At 67.0% G+C, this 17,564-nt stretch carries 11 protein-coding genes; 3 read left to right on the top strand and 8 right to left on the bottom strand.

Translation table 11 applies throughout. The annotated features are described in order from the left end of the window. Positions 1-26 precede the first annotated feature (26 nt). Both acnB and rraA read right to left on the bottom strand, forming a co-directional pair. Positions 27-2,618 (bottom strand): bifunctional aconitate hydratase 2/2-methylisocitrate dehydratase, encoded by a 2,592-nt coding sequence (gene acnB, locus M5E06_RS21600; protein WP_252139955.1) that lies wholly within the window; start codon positions 2,616-2,618, stop codon positions 27-29. Between the two features lie 202 nt (positions 2,619-2,820). Then, a complete protein-coding gene (gene rraA / locus M5E06_RS21595; protein WP_252139954.1) occupies positions 2,821-3,336 on the bottom strand; it encodes a ribonuclease E activity regulator RraA in 516 nt (171 codons plus the stop codon). Between the two features lie 206 nt (positions 3,337-3,542). Here rraA and M5E06_RS21590 point away from each other — a divergent pair, with 206 nt between their 5' ends. Beyond that, positions 3,543-3,920: a hypothetical protein gene (locus M5E06_RS21590; RefSeq protein WP_252139953.1), complete on the top strand. Its 378-nt coding sequence runs from the start codon at positions 3,543-3,545 to the stop codon at positions 3,918-3,920. Positions 3,921-4,192: 272 nt separating this feature from the next. Here the strand turns inward: M5E06_RS21590 and M5E06_RS21585 are convergent, their stop codons facing one another. Next, positions 4,193-5,077: a MurR/RpiR family transcriptional regulator gene (locus tag M5E06_RS21585; RefSeq protein WP_252139952.1), complete on the bottom strand. Its 885-nt coding sequence runs from the start codon at positions 5,075-5,077 to the stop codon at positions 4,193-4,195. A gap of 397 nt (positions 5,078-5,474) precedes the next feature. On the opposite strand from M5E06_RS21585, the gene pflB reads away from it, so the two are divergent. Together pflB and pflA are read left to right on the top strand one after the other, a co-directional pair. After that, the gene (gene pflB, locus M5E06_RS21580; RefSeq protein ID WP_252139951.1) at positions 5,475-7,760 is read left to right on the top strand and encodes a formate C-acetyltransferase; all 2,286 of its coding nucleotides are present in this window, start codon (positions 5,475-5,477) and stop codon (positions 7,758-7,760) included. Positions 7,761-7,970: 210 nt separating this feature from the next. After that, positions 7,971-8,732 (top strand): pyruvate formate-lyase-activating protein, encoded by a 762-nt coding sequence (gene pflA / locus M5E06_RS21575; RefSeq protein ID WP_136703199.1) that lies wholly within the window; start codon positions 7,971-7,973, stop codon positions 8,730-8,732. Positions 8,733-8,754: 22 nt separating this feature from the next. Here pflA and M5E06_RS21570 read toward each other — a convergent pair whose 3' ends face one another. The 5 genes from M5E06_RS21570 to nifJ all read right to left on the bottom strand — a co-directional run bounded on the left by M5E06_RS21570 (position 8,755) and on the right by nifJ (position 17,189). Next, the gene (locus tag M5E06_RS21570) at positions 8,755-10,278 is read right to left on the bottom strand and encodes an FAD-binding oxidoreductase (RefSeq protein ID WP_252139950.1); all 1,524 of its coding nucleotides are present in this window, start codon (positions 10,276-10,278) and stop codon (positions 8,755-8,757) included. Positions 10,279-10,382: 104 nt separating this feature from the next. Further along, positions 10,383-11,447 carry a LacI family DNA-binding transcriptional regulator gene (locus M5E06_RS21565; protein WP_252139949.1) on the bottom strand — a complete coding sequence of 355 codons (1,065 nt, stop codon included), beginning with the start codon at positions 11,445-11,447 and terminating at the stop codon, positions 10,383-10,385. 33 nt (positions 11,448-11,480) lie between these two features. Next, a complete protein-coding gene (locus M5E06_RS21560; RefSeq protein WP_109074673.1) occupies positions 11,481-11,777 on the bottom strand; it encodes a hypothetical protein in 297 nt (98 codons plus the stop codon). Between the two features lie 64 nt (positions 11,778-11,841). Continuing rightward, positions 11,842-13,347, bottom strand: coding sequence for a tagaturonate reductase (locus M5E06_RS21555; RefSeq protein WP_252139948.1), 1,506 nt, complete (start codon positions 13,345-13,347; stop codon positions 11,842-11,844). A gap of 323 nt (positions 13,348-13,670) precedes the next feature. Continuing rightward, positions 13,671-17,189, bottom strand: a complete 3,519-nt coding sequence (gene nifJ / locus M5E06_RS21550) for a pyruvate:ferredoxin (flavodoxin) oxidoreductase (RefSeq protein ID WP_252140431.1) — start codon at positions 17,187-17,189, stop codon at positions 13,671-13,673. Positions 17,190-17,564: the final 375 nt, after the last annotated feature.

Genomic DNA, 17,564 nt, shown 5'->3' with positions numbered 1-17,564 from the left:
TCGTTAGCGACCGCTGTTTCCGGCTATCAGGCCGGGACGGCGACCTTGTCCGCGACTTCCTGGAAAGCCGGGATCTGGTCGAAGTTCATGTAGCGGTAGATGTCGGCGGCGGCCTGGTTCACCACGCCGACCTGGGCCAGATACTCCTCGGTGGTCGGGATCTTGCCCAGCAGCGCCGCGACGGCGGCCAGTTCGGCCGACGACAGGTAGACGCGGGTGTCGATGCCCAGACGGTTCGGGAAGTTGCGGGTCGAGGTCGAGATGGCGGTCGAACCCTTGCGCACCTGCGCCTGGTTGCCCATGCACAGCGAGCAGCCCGGCATCTCCATGCGGGCGCCGGCCTTGCCGAGGGTGGCGTAATAGCCTTCCTCGGTCAGCATCATCGCGTCCATCTTCGTCGGCGGGGCGATCCACAGGCGGGTCGGGATGTCCGACTTGCCGTTCAGGATCTTACCGGCGGCGCGGAAGTGGCCGATGTTTGTCATGCAGGAGCCGATGAACACCTCGTCGATCTTGTCGCCGGCGACCTCGGACAGCGTCTTCACGTCGTCCGGATCGTTCGGGCAGGCCAGGATCGGCTCCTTGATATCGGCCAGATCGATCTCGATCACCGCGGCATACTCGGCGTCGGCATCGGGCTTCAGCAACTGCGGATCGGCGATCCACGCCTCCATCGCCTTGATGCGGCGCTCCAGGGTGCGCGCGTCGGCGTACCCGTTGGCGATCATCCACTTCATCAGCGTGATGTTGGAGGTCATGTACTCGATGATCGGCTCTTTGCTGAGCTGCACGGTGCAGCCCGCCGCCGAACGCTCGGCCGAGGCGTCGGACAGCTCGAACGCCTGCTCGACCTTCAGCTCCGGCAGACCCTCGATCTCCAGGATGCGGCCGGAGAAGATGTTCTTCTTGCCCTTCTTCTCGACCGTCAGCAGGCCGGCCTTGATCGCGTAGAGCGGGATGGCGTTGACGAGGTCACGCAGGGTGACGCCCGGCTGCATCGTGCCCTTGAAGCGGACCAGGACCGATTCCGGCATGTCCAGCGGCATGACGCCGGTGGCGGCGGCGAAGGCGACCAGACCGGAGCCGGCCGGGAAGCTGATGCCGATCGGGAAGCGGGTGTGGCTGTCGCCGCCGGTGCCGACGGTGTCCGGCAGCAGCAGGCGGTTCAGCCAGGAGTGGATGACGCCGTCGCCCGGACGCAGCGCGACGCCGCCACGGGTGGAGATGAAGTCCGGCAGCTCATGGTGCATCTTCACGTCCACCAGCTTCGGATAAGCGGCGGTGTGGCAGAAGGACTGCATCACGAGATCGGCCGAGAAGCCCAGGCAGGCCAGGTCCTTCAGCTCGTCGCGGGTCATCGGGCCGGTGGTGTCCTGCGAACCGACCGTGGTCATCTTCGGCTCGCAATAGGTGCCCGGACGGACACCCTTGCCTTCCGGCAGACCACAGGCGCGGCCGACCATCTTCTGGGCCAGCGTGAAGCCCTTGCCGGTGTCGGCCGGGGCGGCGGACTGGCGGAACAGGGTCGACGGAGCCAGACCCAGCGCCTCGCGGGCGCGGGTGGTCAGGCCACGGCCGATGATCAGCGGAATGCGGCCGCCGGCACGCACCTCGTCGAAGATCACCTCGGACTTCACGGTGAATTCGGCGATGACCTCGCCGTTCTTCAGGGCCTTGCCTTCATAGGGGCGCAGCTCGATGACGTCGCCCATCTCCATCTTGTTGACGTCCAACTCGATGGGCAGCGCGCCGGCGTCTTCCATCGTGTTGTAGAAGATCGGGGCGATCTTGGTGCCGAGGCAGACGCCGCCGAAGCGCTTGTTCGGGACGAACGGGATGTCCTCGCCGGTGAACCACAGCACCGAGTTGGTGGCGGACTTGCGCGAGGAGCCGGTGCCGACCACGTCGCCGACATAGGCGATCAGGTTGCCCTTCTGCTTCAGCGCTTCCAGCTGCTTGGTCGGGCCGCGCTGGCCCGGCTCGTCGGCCTCGATGCCCGGACGCGGGTTCTTCAGCATGGCGAGCGCGTGCAGCGGGATGTCCGGACGGCTCCAGGCATCCGGGGCCGGCGACAGGTCGTCGGTGTTGGTCTCGCCGGACACCTTGAAGACGGTCAGGGTCATCGACGCCGGAACTTCCGGACGCGAGGTGAACCACTCCGCATCGGCCCAGGACTGCAGCACCGCCTTGGCATTGGCGTTGCCCTTGTCGGCCAGTTCCTTGACGTCGTGGAAGAAGTCGAAGACCAGCAGGGTCTTCTTCAGGCCTTCCGCGGCGGCGGCGCCGCATTCGGAGTCCGACAGCAGGTCGATCAGCGGCTGGACGTTGAAGCCGCCGAGCATGGTGCCCAGCAGCTCGGTGGCCTTGACCTTGGAGATCAGCGGCGAGCTGTCGTTGCCCTTGGCGACGGCGGCCAGGAAGCCGGCCTTGACGCGGGCGGCGTCATCGACGCCGGCCGGAACGCGGTGGGTGATGAGGTCGAGGAGGAAGGCCTCCTCGCCCGCCGGCGGGGCCTTCAGCAGGTCGATCAGCTCCGACGTCTGCTTCGCGGTCAGGGGCAGAGCCGGGATTCCGAGGGCGGCGCGTTCGGCCGCGTGCTGGCGATAGGCTTCGAGCACGGCAGGGTTCCTCATAAATGAAAGGCCGGCCCTTGGATGGGAACCGTGAGACGGCCCGCTTGAACTCAGGTCGGGTTTATATGCCCGCTTAAATGAAAGTGCAAGGGGGCGCCCCGCTTACGTGAAGCGGGCAGGATGAAGCAGCCATTCTTTTTGGACTGGTATTACCGGCGCTTGGTATGACCACTTTGCCAGCCCCGCTTTACTTCAGCGCGGCGGCCTGCTGCGGCGTCAGCAGGACGATGCCGTCCTCGTCGGCGAACAGGATATCGCCGGGGCGGACCGCCGCACCGGGCAGTTCCACGGCCACGTCGACCAGCCCCTGGTCGCGGCGGGTGGAGGCGCGCGGGATCGACGCCAGCGCCTTGATGCCGAGCGGCAGGGTCGCCAGTTCCGCCACGTCGCGGACGCAGCCCCAGATCACCACGCCGGCCCAGCCGTTCTTGACGGCGGACGCGGCGATCATGTCGCCCATCAGGGCGCAGCGCAGGCTGCCGGCGCCGTCGACCACCAGGACGCGGCCGGCGCCGGGGGTGGCCAGCAGTTCCTTGACGCGGGAATTGTCCTCCAGGCACTTCACGGTGACGACCTCGCCGGTGAAGCGGGTAACGGCGCCGAAGTCGCGGAAGCCCGGCAGAACGTAGCGGGCATCGTCCTTGAACCGGTCGAACAGGTCGCAGGTCGGGGTGAAGGCGGTGGTGGTCTGATCTGTGCTCATGACGATCGGGGCTCCGCAGCGTGAACGGTGCAGGGACTTTCTCCCGTCACCTCTTGCGCCAAAGGCGGGCGGGAGGCAAGGGCGGCGCGCCGGGACGACGGCAGGTCGGCGAACATGACGCAGGAGGCCTGCCGAACGTGCAGTCGACGCAGCAGCGACCCGCGCCCATATTTCCGGAAAGACGAAAAGAACCCGGGGTGTCCTCCATGACCATGCCGAAGATTGCCGCCGCCGGCGCGGCCGGTGCGCTGATCCTTCTGGTCTCGGCCTGCGCCTCCGTCATCTCGCCCCCGCCGGTGGCGCAGCCCGACCCGGCGGTGCTGAGCGCGCTGGAACGCTACTCCGCGGGCGAATGCAACCCGCAGACCGCGGCGGTGCTGACGGGAATGCACATTCCGGCGGGTGATATCCGCGGGCTGAGCTACGGCCTCTACCGCGACGAGTTCCGCGACGCGATTGTCCGCTGGGACGCCTGGGTCTATCTGAAGGACCAGCCCGGCTCCCTGGTGGTCACGCTGGACGAGGATTGCCGGCCGATCCAGGTCTATGCCCGCGGCGGGGCGACGCTGCCGGGCAGCCGGTGAACCCGCCGCCCGCAACCGAGGTCGGCCGCGCGGATGGAACATCGTGGAACAGGAGCCCGGCTGTCGTTCCATGTTGCAGCGGCCCGTCCTTCCGAAAGGAAGGGCGTCGGGTGGATGGAACATGGTGAAACATGATAACTGCTGCTGTTCCATCTGACCGGCCTCCGCAAGCGGGTGGAAACCGCCGGATTTTATAGGACTTCGTTCCCTTTTGGCGCATTTGTTGAAAGGGACGCGGCCTGCGGCCCCTCCATGCGAACCTCTGACTTGTCTTAACTATCGCCGGCCCGCGCCGACACGGTCTCAGACACATGGGCGTCCACGGCGCGGTCGTGGCGCTTCAGCCGTTCCTGCAACGTGTCGCCCATGCGCAACGCCACAGCGATCGACAGGATGTCGCCCAGCACCAGATGGGCGATGCGGACGGTCATCGGCGAATGGATGTCGAAATCGTCGGCGATGTCGGCGACGAGGCTGACCGTCGCCATCTCCGCCAGCGGCGAGCCGGAGCGGGTCAGCGCCACCACGTCGGCACCGGCCTTGCGGGCGTTCCGCACGGCATCGAGGATGTCGCGGGTGCGGCCGGTGCTGGACACCGCGACCACCGCGTCGCCCTTCGCCAGCGTCAGGGCGGAGGCGAAATAGACGTGAGAGTCGGTGTAGGCGACGGTCGGCATGCCAAACCGGAAGAACTTGCGCTGGATATCCTCCGCCACCGTGCCGGAATTGCCGGAGCCGTAGAACTCGATCCGCCGCGCCGCGGCCAGAACGTCGGCGGCGCGGTCCACCGCGTCGGCCGGCAGGTTGTTGCGCACCTGCATCAGCGTGGCGATGGTGCGGTCGAACAGCTTGCCGGCCAGCACCGCTCCCGGCACCCCGCCCTCGGCATTCAATTCCCCACCCGCCGACAGGTCCTGGTGCAGGAAGGGCATGCCGCCGGCGATGTCCTGCGCCAGCTTGATCTTGAATTCGCGAAAGCCGCGGCAGCCGAGAGCCGCGCAGAAACGCGCCACCGTCGGCTCGCTCACCCCGACCCGGTCGGCCAGTTCGGCCATCGACAGGTTGATGACGTCGCCCGGATGGGCCATCGCATAGTCGGCCAGCTTGCGTTCCGATGGCCGGATCTGGTCGCGGACGGCGGCGATTCTCGCCAGCATTCTGGGGGCTCTCCCTTCTGATTGTGGGTCAGCCTAGCACATGTAGCAAAGCTACATATACAGCGCTGCGAACGACCGATTCCGTCGCCCGGCCGAGGCGTCCTTTCCAAGCGTTTCCAAGCTGCCAAACCTTGCCCTGCGACAAAATGTCGAGCCGGTTCGCCTTGTCCGGAAGCCCGTCCGGGAGTATGTAGTAAAACTACAGAACGGGCGCAAATCACGGCATCCATCCATGGCATCTGCCGTCCACCGCCCGCTCTGAAAATATGACGTGTATCAACGAATCCGGCGCCCATCGCGCCTATGCTTCCAATCGCCCCGCGCGGTTCGCGGGCACCACGAGACTGCCGACACGGCCTATGATCCGCGCCGACGTCTGAATCTCTGAGGAGTCATCATGGACACCCTGCTGATGGACGGACTTGCCCAGACAACGGAGCAGCAGTCCGCCGCCGACCCCTGGCGCGGTTTCGCCCCGGGCGTCTGGCGCCGCTCGGTCGACGTCCGCGATTTCATCCAGCGCAACCTGTGCCCTTATGAAGGCGACGCAGGCTTCGTCGCCGGTCCCACCGCCCGCACCACCGCGCTGTTCGCCAAGGTCACCGACCTGCTGAAGCAGGAACGCGCCGCCAAGGGCGGCGTTCTGGACGCCGACACCGAAGTCTTCGCCTCCATCACCTCGCATGCCGCCGGCTACATCGACCAGGAACTGGAGGTCATCGTCGGCCTGCAGACCGACAAGCCGCTGAAGCGCGCGATCATGCCGTTCGGCGGCTGGCGCATGGTCAAGACCGGGCTGGAGGCCTACGGCTACACCCCGTCGCCCAAGCTGGAGGAGGTGTTCCCGGCGCTGCGCAAGACGCACAATGACGGCGTATTCGATGTCTACACGCCCGAGATGCTGCGCTGCCGCAAGTCCGGCGTCATCACCGGCCTGCCGGACGCCTATGGCCGAGGCCGCATCATCGGCGACTATCGCCGGCTGGCTCTCTACGGCGCAGATTTCCTGATCAAGGACAAGAAGGCCCAGCTCGCCTCGCTGGAGGTCAGCCGGATCGACGAGGATGTCCTGCGCTTGCGCGAGGAAATCTCCGAGCAGATCCGCGCACTGAAGGAGCTGGTCCAGATGGCCGCCTCCTACGGCTTCGACGTCAAGCGTCCGGCCGCCGGCGCGCGCGAAGCGGTGCAGTGGACCTATCTGGCCTATCTGGCCGCGGTGAAGGAAGCCAACGGCGCGGCGATGTCGCTGGGCCGGGTGTCCAGCTTCCTCGACATCTACATCGAGCGTGACCTGCGCGACGGCGTCATCACCGAGGCGGAAGCCCAGGAGATGATCGACCATTTCGTGATGAAGCTGCGCATGGTCCGCTTCCTGCGCACGCCGGAATACGACCAGTTGTTCTCGGGCGACCCGACCTGGGTCACGGAATGCCTGGGGGGAATGGGGCTGGACGGCCGGACGCTGGTCACCAAGACCAACTTCCGCATGCTGCAGACCCTGCACAATCTGGGTCCGGCGCCGGAACCGAACCTGACGGTCCTGTGGTCGGAACAGCTGCCGGACGGCTTCAAGCGCTTCTGCGCCGACACCTCGATCAGGACCTGCTCGGTCCAGTACGAAAACGACGACCTGATGCGCGGCTATTGGGGCGACGATTACGGCATCGCCTGCTGCGTGTCGGCGATGCGCATCGGCAAGCAGATGCAGTTCTTCGGCGCCCGCGCGAACCTGGCCAAGACGCTGCTGTACGCAATCAACGGCGGCAAGGACGAGGTTTCGGGCGAGCAGATCGGCCCGGCCTTCGCGCCCATCACCGGCGACGTGCTGGACTATGACGAGGTCATGGCCCGCTTCGAGCCGATGATGGAATGGCTGGCCAAGGTCTACATGAACGCGCTGAACGCCATCCACTACATGCACGACAAGTACATGTACGAGCGGATGGAGATGGCCCTGCATGACCGCGACATCCTGCGCACCATGGCCTGCGGCATCGCCGGCCTGAGCGTGGTGGCGGACAGCCTGTCGGCGATCAAGTTTGCCAAGGTGAAGGTCATCCGCGACGCCAGCGGCCTCGCCACCGACTTCGAGATCGAGGGCGACTATCCGGCCTTCGGCAACAACGACGCCCGGGTCGACGACATCGCGGTGTGGGCGGTCGAGCGCTTCATGACGGCGCTGCGCAAGCAGAAGGCCTACCGGAACGCGATGCCGACGCAGTCGGTGCTGACGATCACCTCCAACGTGGTCTACGGCAAGAAGACCGGCAACACGCCGGACGGCCGCAAGGCCGGCCAGCCCTTCGCGCCGGGTGCCAACCCGATGCACGGGCGGGACAGGAAGGGCGCCATCGCGTCGATGGCCAGCGTGGCGAAGCTGCCCTATTCGCACGCGCAGGACGGCATCAGCTACACCTTCACCATCGTCCCGGGCGCTCTCGGCCGCACGGAAGACGAGCGGGTGAGCAATCTGGTCGGCATGCTGGACGGCTATGCCCACCAGGGTGGCCACCACATCAACGTCAACGTCTTCGACCGTGAAACGCTGCTGCACGCCATGGACCATCCGGAGCTGTATCCGCAGTTGACCATCCGCGTGTCCGGCTACGCGGTGAACTTCATCAAGCTGACGCGCGAGCAGCAGCTGGATGTCATCAGTCGGACGTTCCACGACAAGCATTGAGGAATGTACGATGGGCGGCCCGCCGGCTTTCTTTTCGGCGTTGTTGCCAGATTAGGTTCTATGCCCCCTCCCTAACCCTCCCCCGCCTTTGGCGGTGGAGGGGACTGCCGCCGCTTCGCAGAAGGCACCCTCTCCCGCGGAACGCGGGGGAGGGTCGGGGAGGGGGCAAAGGACATCCGGCAAAGCCGCTTTTCAAAAGAGCAAGCTCCCATGACACCCACCCTCCCCCAAGCCCGCCCCGGCTCCGTTTCCGGCTGGATCCATTCGGTCGAGACCGGCGGCACGGTGGATGGGCCGGGGATCCGCTATGTGCTGTTCATGTCCGGCTGTCCGTTGCGCTGCCTGTACTGCCACAATCCCGACACCCAGCACATGCATGACGGGACGCGGACGACCTCGACCGAAGTCCTCGAAGACATCGCGCTCTATGCCGAATTCCTGAAGCGCGCCCATGGCGGGCTGACGCTGAGCGGCGGCGAACCGCTGGTGCAGCCGGAATTCGCCGCCGCCATCTTGCGCGGGGCGAAGGCGCTGGGCATGCACACCGCGCTCGACACCTCCGGCTTCCTCGGCAACCATGCCGACGATCATCTGCTGGAGGACGTCGATCTCGTCCTGCTCGACATCAAGGCCTTTTCCGAGAAGACCTATCGCCACCTGACCGGTGTGCCGCTGCGCCCGACGCTGGAATTCGCGGAGAGGCTGGCCGGGATGAACAAGCGCATTTGGCTGCGCTATGTGCTGGTCCCCAACCTGACCGACGACGCGGCCGAGATCGACGGGCTGGCCGAGTTCGTCGCCGGGCTGGGCGTGGTCGACCGGGTCGACGTGCTGCCCTTCCACAAGATGGGCGAGCATAAATGGAAGGCATTGGGGCGCAAATACATGCTGACCGACACCGAACCGCCCTCGCGCGAGCTGGTGGAGCGTGTTCGGGGGCAGTTCCAGGCGCGGGGGCTGCGGGCGGACTGAACCCGCAGCCATCCTGCCGTGATTACGCCGGGCGGATCGCCTGGGCGAAGGTGAAGAGCATGGCCGGATCGACCGCCTTCTTCACCTGGGCCAGCTTGGTGAGGTTCTCGCCGTAATAGGCCCGCTGCCAATCGGCCAGAGACGGATCGGGGAAGTTCTGGAAGGCGCCCTGCGCCTTGGTGCGGCGGTTGATGTCGTCGTAGAAGCGCTGCTGCCACTCCAGCGCCTGCTCGATCAGCAGGACGGAATCCGTCGGCCGCCACCAATTGGCCTCGACCGAAAACAGCCAGTCATAGCCGCGGTGGACATAGGCGGTCTCGGTCGGGCCGACGCGGTTGATGGCGCCGCCGACCTGGAAGAATTTGAAGGCCACCGGCATCGAGGTGGCGGGCATCTTCGCCGCCCAGTCGAACATCGCGGCGATAGCCTCGTCGCCGATGTCCGCCGCCTTCATGTAGCTGGATTTTTCCTGGTAGTAGTAGGGGAAGGTCGTCTCGACCAGGAAGTCCTGTGCCGTCCAGTAGGGCACATCCTCCTTCACCACCGACTTCGACTTGTCGATCATCTCCCAGGTGGATTTGAAGATCTCCCGCAGCGACACCTTCGACTTGTGGAGCTGGCCGAGGACGGAGATGCTGACCGGCACCTTGTCGCAGCGTTCCTGGCGGCTGGGGATGGTGACGCTGATCTTGCTGCCGAAATCTTCGGGCGCGTTGGCCAGTTCGGTCAGCAGGAGCTTCAAGACCTTCGGCAGATTCTCCGTCCAGACCAGATTGAAGACGGTGACCGCCTCCGCCGGACGGGTTTCCAGGGTGAAGGAGGTGTTGATGCCGAAATTCCCGCCGCCGCCGCCGCGGCAGGCCCAATAGAGGGCGGAGTCGGTGTCGGCATCGGCCTTGACGTGGCTGCCGTCGGCCGTCACCAGTTCCGTCGCGCGCAGCAGGTCCGACGCCATGCCGTACTTGCGCATGTTGAAGCCGATGCCGCCGCCCAGCAGGAAGCCGGCGGCGCCGACGGAATCGCAGCGCCCATGGGTGATGGTGCGGCCAAGCCGTTCCATCTGCTTATAGACGTAGGAGTTGAGCGTGCCGCCCAGCACCTTGACCAGCCCATCCTTGCCGGGCAGCGCTTCCGCCCCCGCCATTTTCGACATGTCGATCAGCAGGCCGGGCGTGGTGGAGAAGCCGGCGTAGTTGTGGCCGCCGGAGCGCACGGCGAAGGGCATGCCCTGCTCCTTCACCCACGTGATGCAGGCCTGCACGTCGGTCGCGCTGGCGCAACGGGCGATGCCGGCCGGCAGGGTGGCGCCGTAGCGCAGGTTGTTGGGGCGGCAGACATCGGCGAAGAAGGGATCCTCCGGCCGCAGCACCCCGCCCTTCACCGCCTTCGCCAGATCGGACCAGGCCGAGGGCGGCGGGCAAAGCGCCCCGCCCGCCTCCGCCGCGAAGGCGGAGCCCGGCATCAGCCGGACCGCGGCGGCCGCGCCGGCGAAACGGCCGGCGCCGACAAGGAAGTTGCGGCGGGAAGAGTGCAGTCCGAGCAGCATGAGCCTGTCCACCCTGGGTCATTGGTTGTGTTCGCGTATGGTTATTATCCGAATGATAACAACCATCGTCAACCGAACACGCCCATGGGGTGGGCTGACTCCCCCTACCCTTTCTTCAGCGGGCGGGTGCTGCCGCGGATCACCAGTTCGCAGTCCAGGTTGTGGTGCTTCGCCGTGACGCGGGTGCCGTTCAAGGCCGCCAGGATCTGGGTAGCGGTGAGACGGCCGATCTCGCGCTGGGGCGGGCGGACCGTGGTCAGCGGCGGCGGGCAGGAGTTGCTGAAGGGCAGATCGCCGAAGCCCACGACCGCCAGATCGTCGGGCACGCGCAGGTCGCGGCGGGTGACCTCGAACAGCACGCCCAGCGCCAGCGCGTCGTTGGAGCAGACCACGCCGTCGATGTCGGGATGGCGCGTCAGGATCTCGTCGATCAGCCAGCGGCCGACCTCCGTCGTCGCGGCGTCGGGGACGGTGAAGTCGATGGGGTCGTGCAGGCCGCGGCGCAGCACCTCCGCCTCATAGCCGTCGGTGCGGCTGCGCACGCGCAGATCCTGGCTGGCGGCGGCGCCGATATAGGCGACCTTGCGGCTGCCCTGGTCGTAAAGGTGGCTGGTCTGCATGCGGCCGACCTCGAAATGCGAGAAGCCGACGCTGATGTTGACCGCCTCGCCGGGGTGCCCCGGCATGTCCCACATCTCCACCACCGGCACACCGCAGGAGGCCAGCATGGCGCGGGTCCGTTCGGTGTGGTGGAAGCCGGTCACCACCATCGCCGCCGGCGACCAGGCGAGGAAGGCGCGGATCAGGCTTTCCTCCTCCTCCGGGCTGAACTCGCTGACGCCCAGCAGGGTCTGGTAATGCGCCGCCTGGAACATGCCCTGGAGCGTGTTGTAGGTCTCGGCGAAGAAGGAGTTCAGGATCGACGGCAGGATGACGCCGACGGTGCGGCTTCGCGCCGCGGCGAGGCTGCCGGCGACCAGATTGGGCACATAGCCCATCTCGTCGATCACCCGCGCGATGCGTTCGGCGAGGTGGCGCGACACCGATTCCGGCCGGCGGAGATAGAGCGAGACGGTGCTGGCCGACACATCCGCGGCGGTGGCCACGTCGGTCATCGTCACCCGCTGGGTGCCACGGCGTGTCCGCTTCCTGGCTTCGGTCGTCTGCATCGTCGGTCTTCCTCACGCATCAGGTGCGGCGCATCAGTGCCGCGTCGGCGGATCGGCGAGCGCAAGGACAGCCAGGGCCTCGATCGCGTCGTGAACGAGCTGATAGGCGGCCTCGATCCGGCAGAGCGCACGGTCGCATTCGTCGTCATCGTCGCGCGTCTCCTGCCGGACGGCCCGGAACAGGGTCAGCGCTTCGCGGCCGATGATCCTATGGCAAGCCTGCAGTCCGCAATCCTCTTGCAGCGCGAGCGGGATATGCAACAGGCGATGGCGCAGCACCGCCGCATCGAGTTCCAGTTCGGCGATCCGCCGGGTCAGAAGGGGTGTCATCGATGTCATGCCCGGCGGGGCCCATCCGGATGGACACGCCCCGCTTTATAAAACGGCAGCCGGATCAGCCGGCAACCAACTCGGCCATGGCGGCCTTCATGCCCTTCGCCTCGATGGCGGCGAGGCTGTCGGCCACCCGCGCGGCAAGGCCGGGGATGGCGGTCAGGTCCTCCTTCCACAGGTGGACGTCGGACAGGACGGCGGCGACCAGGGCCTTGGCGTCACCGACATTGGCGGCCCAGGCGGCGCTCATGGCGGCGATCACCTCGGCATTGTCGCTGATCGGGTAGGACCCGGCCTCGCGCGTGCCGGTATAGGCGCCGTCGGCCAGCGTGCCGCGGTAGAAGCGCAGCAGGGCCGCCAGCGAGAAGGACAGGCCGGCCGGGGCCGAGCCGTTGCGGACGACCGCATCCTTCAGGCTGGGCAGGACGCGCACCTGCCACTTCGACACCGAGTTCAGCGTGATCGAGATCAGCTCGTGCCGGATATAGGGGTTGCCGAAGCGCTCCATGATGGTGCGGGCGTAGTCCTGGCGCTCCGCCTCCGGCAGGGGCACGTAGGGCACGATCTCCTCGAACATCACTTTGTTCAGGTAGGCCGAGACGGTCGGGTCGTCCATCATCGACTTGACGGTGTCAAGACCGGCGCAATAGGCGGCCAGCGCACTGGCGGTGTGGGCGCCGTTGAGGATGCGGACCTTGCGGGTGCGGTAGGGCTGCAGATCGTCGGTCCACACCACGTTCAGGCCGGCCTTGTGCAGCGGCAGCTCCTCGGCCAGATGGGCCGGACCCTCGATCACCCAGACATGGAAGGGTTCGGCGGCGACGGCCAGCTTGTCCTCATAGCCCCACTTGGCGCTGAGGGCCGCGGCCTCGTCCTTCGGGTAGCCGGGGACGATGCGGTCGACCAGCGTGTTCAGGAAGTGGTTGTGCGTCTCCACCCAATCGGCGAAGCCGGCCTCCAGGCCCCAGCGCTTGGAGTGGGCCAGGACGATGCGCTTCAGGTTGGCGCCGTTGGCCTCGATCAGTTCGCAGGGCAGGAAGACCAGACCGCTGTCGGCCGTGCCGCCCAGCGCCTTGTAGCGGGCGTGCAGCAGGGCCGCGACCTTGGCCGGGAAGCTGTCCGGGCAGGTGCCGGGGGCATAGGCTTCCTCGCGGTCGGCGATGCCGGCCTCGGTGGTGTTGGAGACGAAGAAGCGTAGCGCCGGGGAGGTGGCCAGCGCGACCATCCGCGCCCAGTCGGCGTAGGGGTTCAGCGCCTCCGAGACGCAGGAGACGACGCGGCGGGATTCGACCTCGCGCCTGTTCTCGATGCCACGCAACAGCACGGTGTAGAGGTTGTCCTGCGCCTTCAGCAGCGGGACGATGCCCTGGTCGAGCGGCTGGGTGATGGCGACGCCGGCTTTAGTCAGCCCTTGGCCGTTGGCGACATCGACCATCCAATCGACGAAACCGCGCAGGAAATTGCCGTCGCCGACCTGGAGGATGGTCACGGGCAGGGTCGGAGCGCCATCGGTGTGAGCGACGTCGAACGCGCCACCGGCAAGCTGGTCACGGGTCAGGGAACGCATGACTGGGCATCCTTACAGGAGCTGAAGATCGGAGCCCGGTGCGTTGACGGCAAGCGCGGGCGACGGGTAAGATATACTAATATATTAATGGGTGGGGCAAGGGGAAAAGGGTGCGGCATCGTGGTTGGGGAGTGGTTGAGCGGATGCCCCCACCCTGACCCTCCCCCGCTCTCAGCGGACCTATGGTCCGCCTGTCGCGTCAGCACAAAGCGAAGCTTTGTGCGAGAGCTGGGCGGGGGAGGGAATAAGTGCTTGTTCGGTAGAGTGGCGCCAGTCCCTCCCCCGCCCAGCGGGGGAGGTTAGGTGGGGGTCTAACGCCTCCCCTACTCCTTGAACCCCGCCATATGCTCGAACAGGTGCCGTTTGCGGCGGAGCTCCGCTTCCGCCTCGTCCAGCAGCGCGTGGTAGCGCTCAGGGTTGGCCCGCTCCACGGCGCTGAAGCGGGACTCGCCGGCCATGAAGGCGGCGAGGCCGGCGGAGGGGGCGCCGCTGTCCAGTTGCAGGGCGGTCTTGCCATCGGCCAGCCGGCGCGGGTCGCGGCGGTAGAGTGACCAGTGGCCGCTCTCCACCGCCAGCTTCTGGTGCTCCAGCCCATGCGACAGCTCGTAGCCATGGGCGACGCAATGGCTGTAGGCGAGGACCAGCGACGGGCCGTGGTAGGATTCGGCCTCCATAAAGGCATTCAGCGTGTGGCTGTCGCGGGCGCCGAAGGCGGTGCGAGCGACATAGACATGGTCGTAGGCCATCGCCATCAGCCCCAAATCCTTCTTGGCCGCCGACCGGCCGGCGGTGGCGAACTTGGCCGAGGCGCCGATCGGGGTGGCCTTCGACTGCTGGCCGCCGGTGTTGGAATAGACCTCCGTATCCATCACCAGGATGTTCACATCGCGGCCCGAGGCCAGCGCGTGGTCAAGGCCGCCATAGCCGATGTCGTAAGCCCAGCCGTCGCCGCCGATGATCCACACGCATTTGCGGACCAGATAGTCGGCCAGCTGCTCCAACCGGCGGGCGAGCGGGTCCTTCAGCGGCGCGAGCAGCGCCATCAGGGTGGCGACGCGGGTGCGCTGGGCGGCGATGCCGGCGGAGTCCTGCTGGTCGGCCTCCAGCAGTGCGGTCACCAGACCGGGTTCCAGCTGGGCCGACAGCAGGGCCAGCGTGTCGCGCGCCTGTTCGGCCATGCCGTCGATGGCGACGCGCAGGCCGAGGCCGAACTCCGCATTGTCCTCGAACAGCGAATTGGCCCAGGCCGGGCCGTGGCCGCTGGCGTCGGTGGTGTAGGGGGTGGTCGGCAGGTTGCCGCCATAGATCGAGGAGCAGCCGGTGGCGTTCGCCATCACCATGCGGTCGCCGAACAGCTGGGTCAGCATCTTGATGTAAGGCGTCTCGCCACAGCCGGCACAGGCGCCGGAGAACTCGAACAGCGGCTCCAGCAGTTGGCTGTGCTTGACAGTGACGGGGACCGACTCGCGCGGGATGGCGGGCAGGCTGCGGAAGAAGTCGAAGGCCTCCTGCTGGCTGGCCAGCGCTTGGACCGGGCGCATCTCCAGCGCCTTACGGCCGGAGCCATCTTTCTCTTCCGCCGGACAGACGGCGACGCACAGCGTGCAGCCGGTGCAGTCGGCGGGCGAGGCCTGCAGGCGATAGCGGCCGCCGGGGAATTCACGGCCCTTGTAGGGGATGGTCTCGAAGCCGGCAGGCGCGTCGGCCAGCGCCGTTTCCGGCACCACGGTGGCGCGGATGGCGGCATGCGGGCAGACCAGCACGCACTTGTTGCACTCGATGCAGAGGTCGGCGTTCCAGCCCGGCGCCTCCGCCGCGATGTTGCGGTGCTCATATTTGGAGGTGCCGGTCGGCCATGTGCCGTCCACCGGGAAGGCCGACACCGGCAGCCGGTCGCCATGGCCGGCGATCATCATCGCGGTGACGCGCTTGACGAAATCGGGAGCCGTTTCGGGTACCGGGGCCGGGCGATCGTGGTCGGCGGTGACATGGTCGGGCACCGGGACGGGGCGCAGATGCGTCAGCGCCTGATCGACGGCGGCGATGTTGCGTTTCACCACCTCCTCACCCCGGCGGGCATAGGTCTTGGCGATGGCGGCCTTGATCTCGGCGATGGCGTCCTCGACGGGCATCACGCCGGACAGCTTGAAGAAGCAGGTCTGCATGATGGTGTTGACGCGGCGGCCGAGCCCGACCTCCCGCGCCACCGCGCCGGCGTCGATGGCGTGCAGCGACAGCTTGCGTTCGATGCAGAGGCGCTGCACCTCGGCCGGCAGGGCGTCCCAGACCTGCTCAGGCGTGCCGGGGGCGTTCAGCAGGATGGTGGCGCCGGGCGCGGCCATCTCCACCACCTCCACCCGCTCCATCAGAGGCAGATGGTGGCAGGCGACGAACTGGGCTTGGCCGATCAGGTAGGGGGCGCGGATCGGGTCCTTGGAGAAGCGCAGGTGCGAGACGGTGGTCGAGCCGGACTTGCGGCTGTCATAGACGAAATAGGCCTGGGCGTGGCCGCCGGTCCGGGACTGGATGATCTTGAGCGAGTTCTTGTTGGCGCCGACCGTGCCGTCGGCGCCGAGGCCGAAGAAAACGGCGCGCGACACGCCCGGCTCCTCCACGCCCCAAGCCGGGTCCCAGGGGATCGAGTGGTGGGTGACGTCGTCGGTGATGCCGATGGTGAAGCGGCGCTTTGGGCGGTCGCGGCCCAACTCGTCGAACACCGCCTTCGCCATGGCGGGGGTGAATTCCTTGGACGACAGGCCGTAGCGGCCGGCGACCACAATCGGGTCGATGGCGGAGGCATCGGCGGCGCGGGCTTCGGCCAGGGCGGCGACCACGTCGAGATAGAGGGGATCGGCGACCGCTCCCGGCTCCTTGGTGCGGTCGAGCACGGCGATGCGGCGCACCGTCGGCGGCAGGGCGGCGACGAAGTCGGCAATCGCGAAGGGGCGGAACAGGCGGACGGTCAGGCAGCCGACACGCTCGCCCTCCCCCACCAGCCGATCGACCGCGCCGTTGCAGGCCTCGGCCCCCGATCCCATGACGATCACCACCCGTTCCGCCTGCGGATGGCCGTGATAGTCGAACAGGCGATAGGCGCGGCCGGTGCGGGCGGCGAGTTGGTCCATCATCTCCTGCACGATGGCTGGGCAGGCCTCGTACCAAGGGTTGGCAGCCTCGCGGGCCTGGAAGAAGACGTCGGGATTCTGCGCCGTGCCGCGGACGACGGGATGGTCGGGAGTCAGGCCGCGGCGGCGGTGGGCGTCGACGCAGGCATCGTCGATCAGGGCGCGCAGATCCTCGTCGGCGAGGGGCTCGACGCAGTTGAATTCATGCGAGGTGCGGAATCCGTCGAAGAAATGCAGGAAGGGCACGCGCGCCCGCAGGGTGGCGGCATGGGCGACCAGCGCCAGATCCTGCGCCTCCTGCACATTGGCCGAGGCCAGCATGGCGAAGCCGGTCTGGCGGCAGGCCATCACGTCGGAATGGTCGCCGAAGATCGACAGCGCGTGAGTCGCCAGCGTGCGCGCCGCCACATGCATGCAGAAGGGCGTCAGCTCTCCGGCGATCTTGTACATGTTGGGGATCATCAGCAGCAGGCCCTGCGACGCGGTGAAGGTCGTCGCCAGCGCGCCCGCCTGCAACGCGCCGTGGACCGCACCGGCGGCACCGCCTTCCGACTGCATCTCGACCACCTGGGGAACGGCGCCCCACAGGTTGGGTCGGCGCGCCGCCGACCATTCGTCGGCGAACTCCCCCATCGGCGAGCTGGGCGTGATGGGATAGATCGCGATGACGTCGCTGGCGCGGTAAGCCACCGAGGCCGCCGCCTCGTTGCCGTCCATGATGCGGATGGCGGCTGCCGGCCGGGAGGAGGCGGTGGAGGTGGGGCTCTGGGTCATGCCGGAAATGTCCTCTCTGCTGGCGGCGGTCGTCTCCCTCGGCGCGTCTTCGATAATGGGAAGGCGTTTTCAAAAACCGGCGGAAGACGGCTGTCGGCCAGGGGGAATGGTCCATCCGGAGCGGGCCGGACACATTGACACTCGTCAGTTCCGCGCAGATTTTCCGGGTGACCCCGTTCTGCGTTGCACTACCGTTCTGCGCTGCACCCGTAGCTGATATATTACTTTTGCAAGGAAGGCCCCAATTTGTCGCAGCGCAGCATTGGGTGAATGCCGAGCTTTGCTGCGGGATTGCGGACAAGCGATAGGGTGAAAGCA

Source organism: Azospirillum sp. A1-3, from assembly GCF_023806445.1.
GTDB lineage: Bacteria > Pseudomonadota > Alphaproteobacteria > Azospirillales > Azospirillaceae > Azospirillum.
Note: the sequence above shows the minus strand (reverse complement) of the source record. Positions and strands in the feature narration are given on the sequence as shown.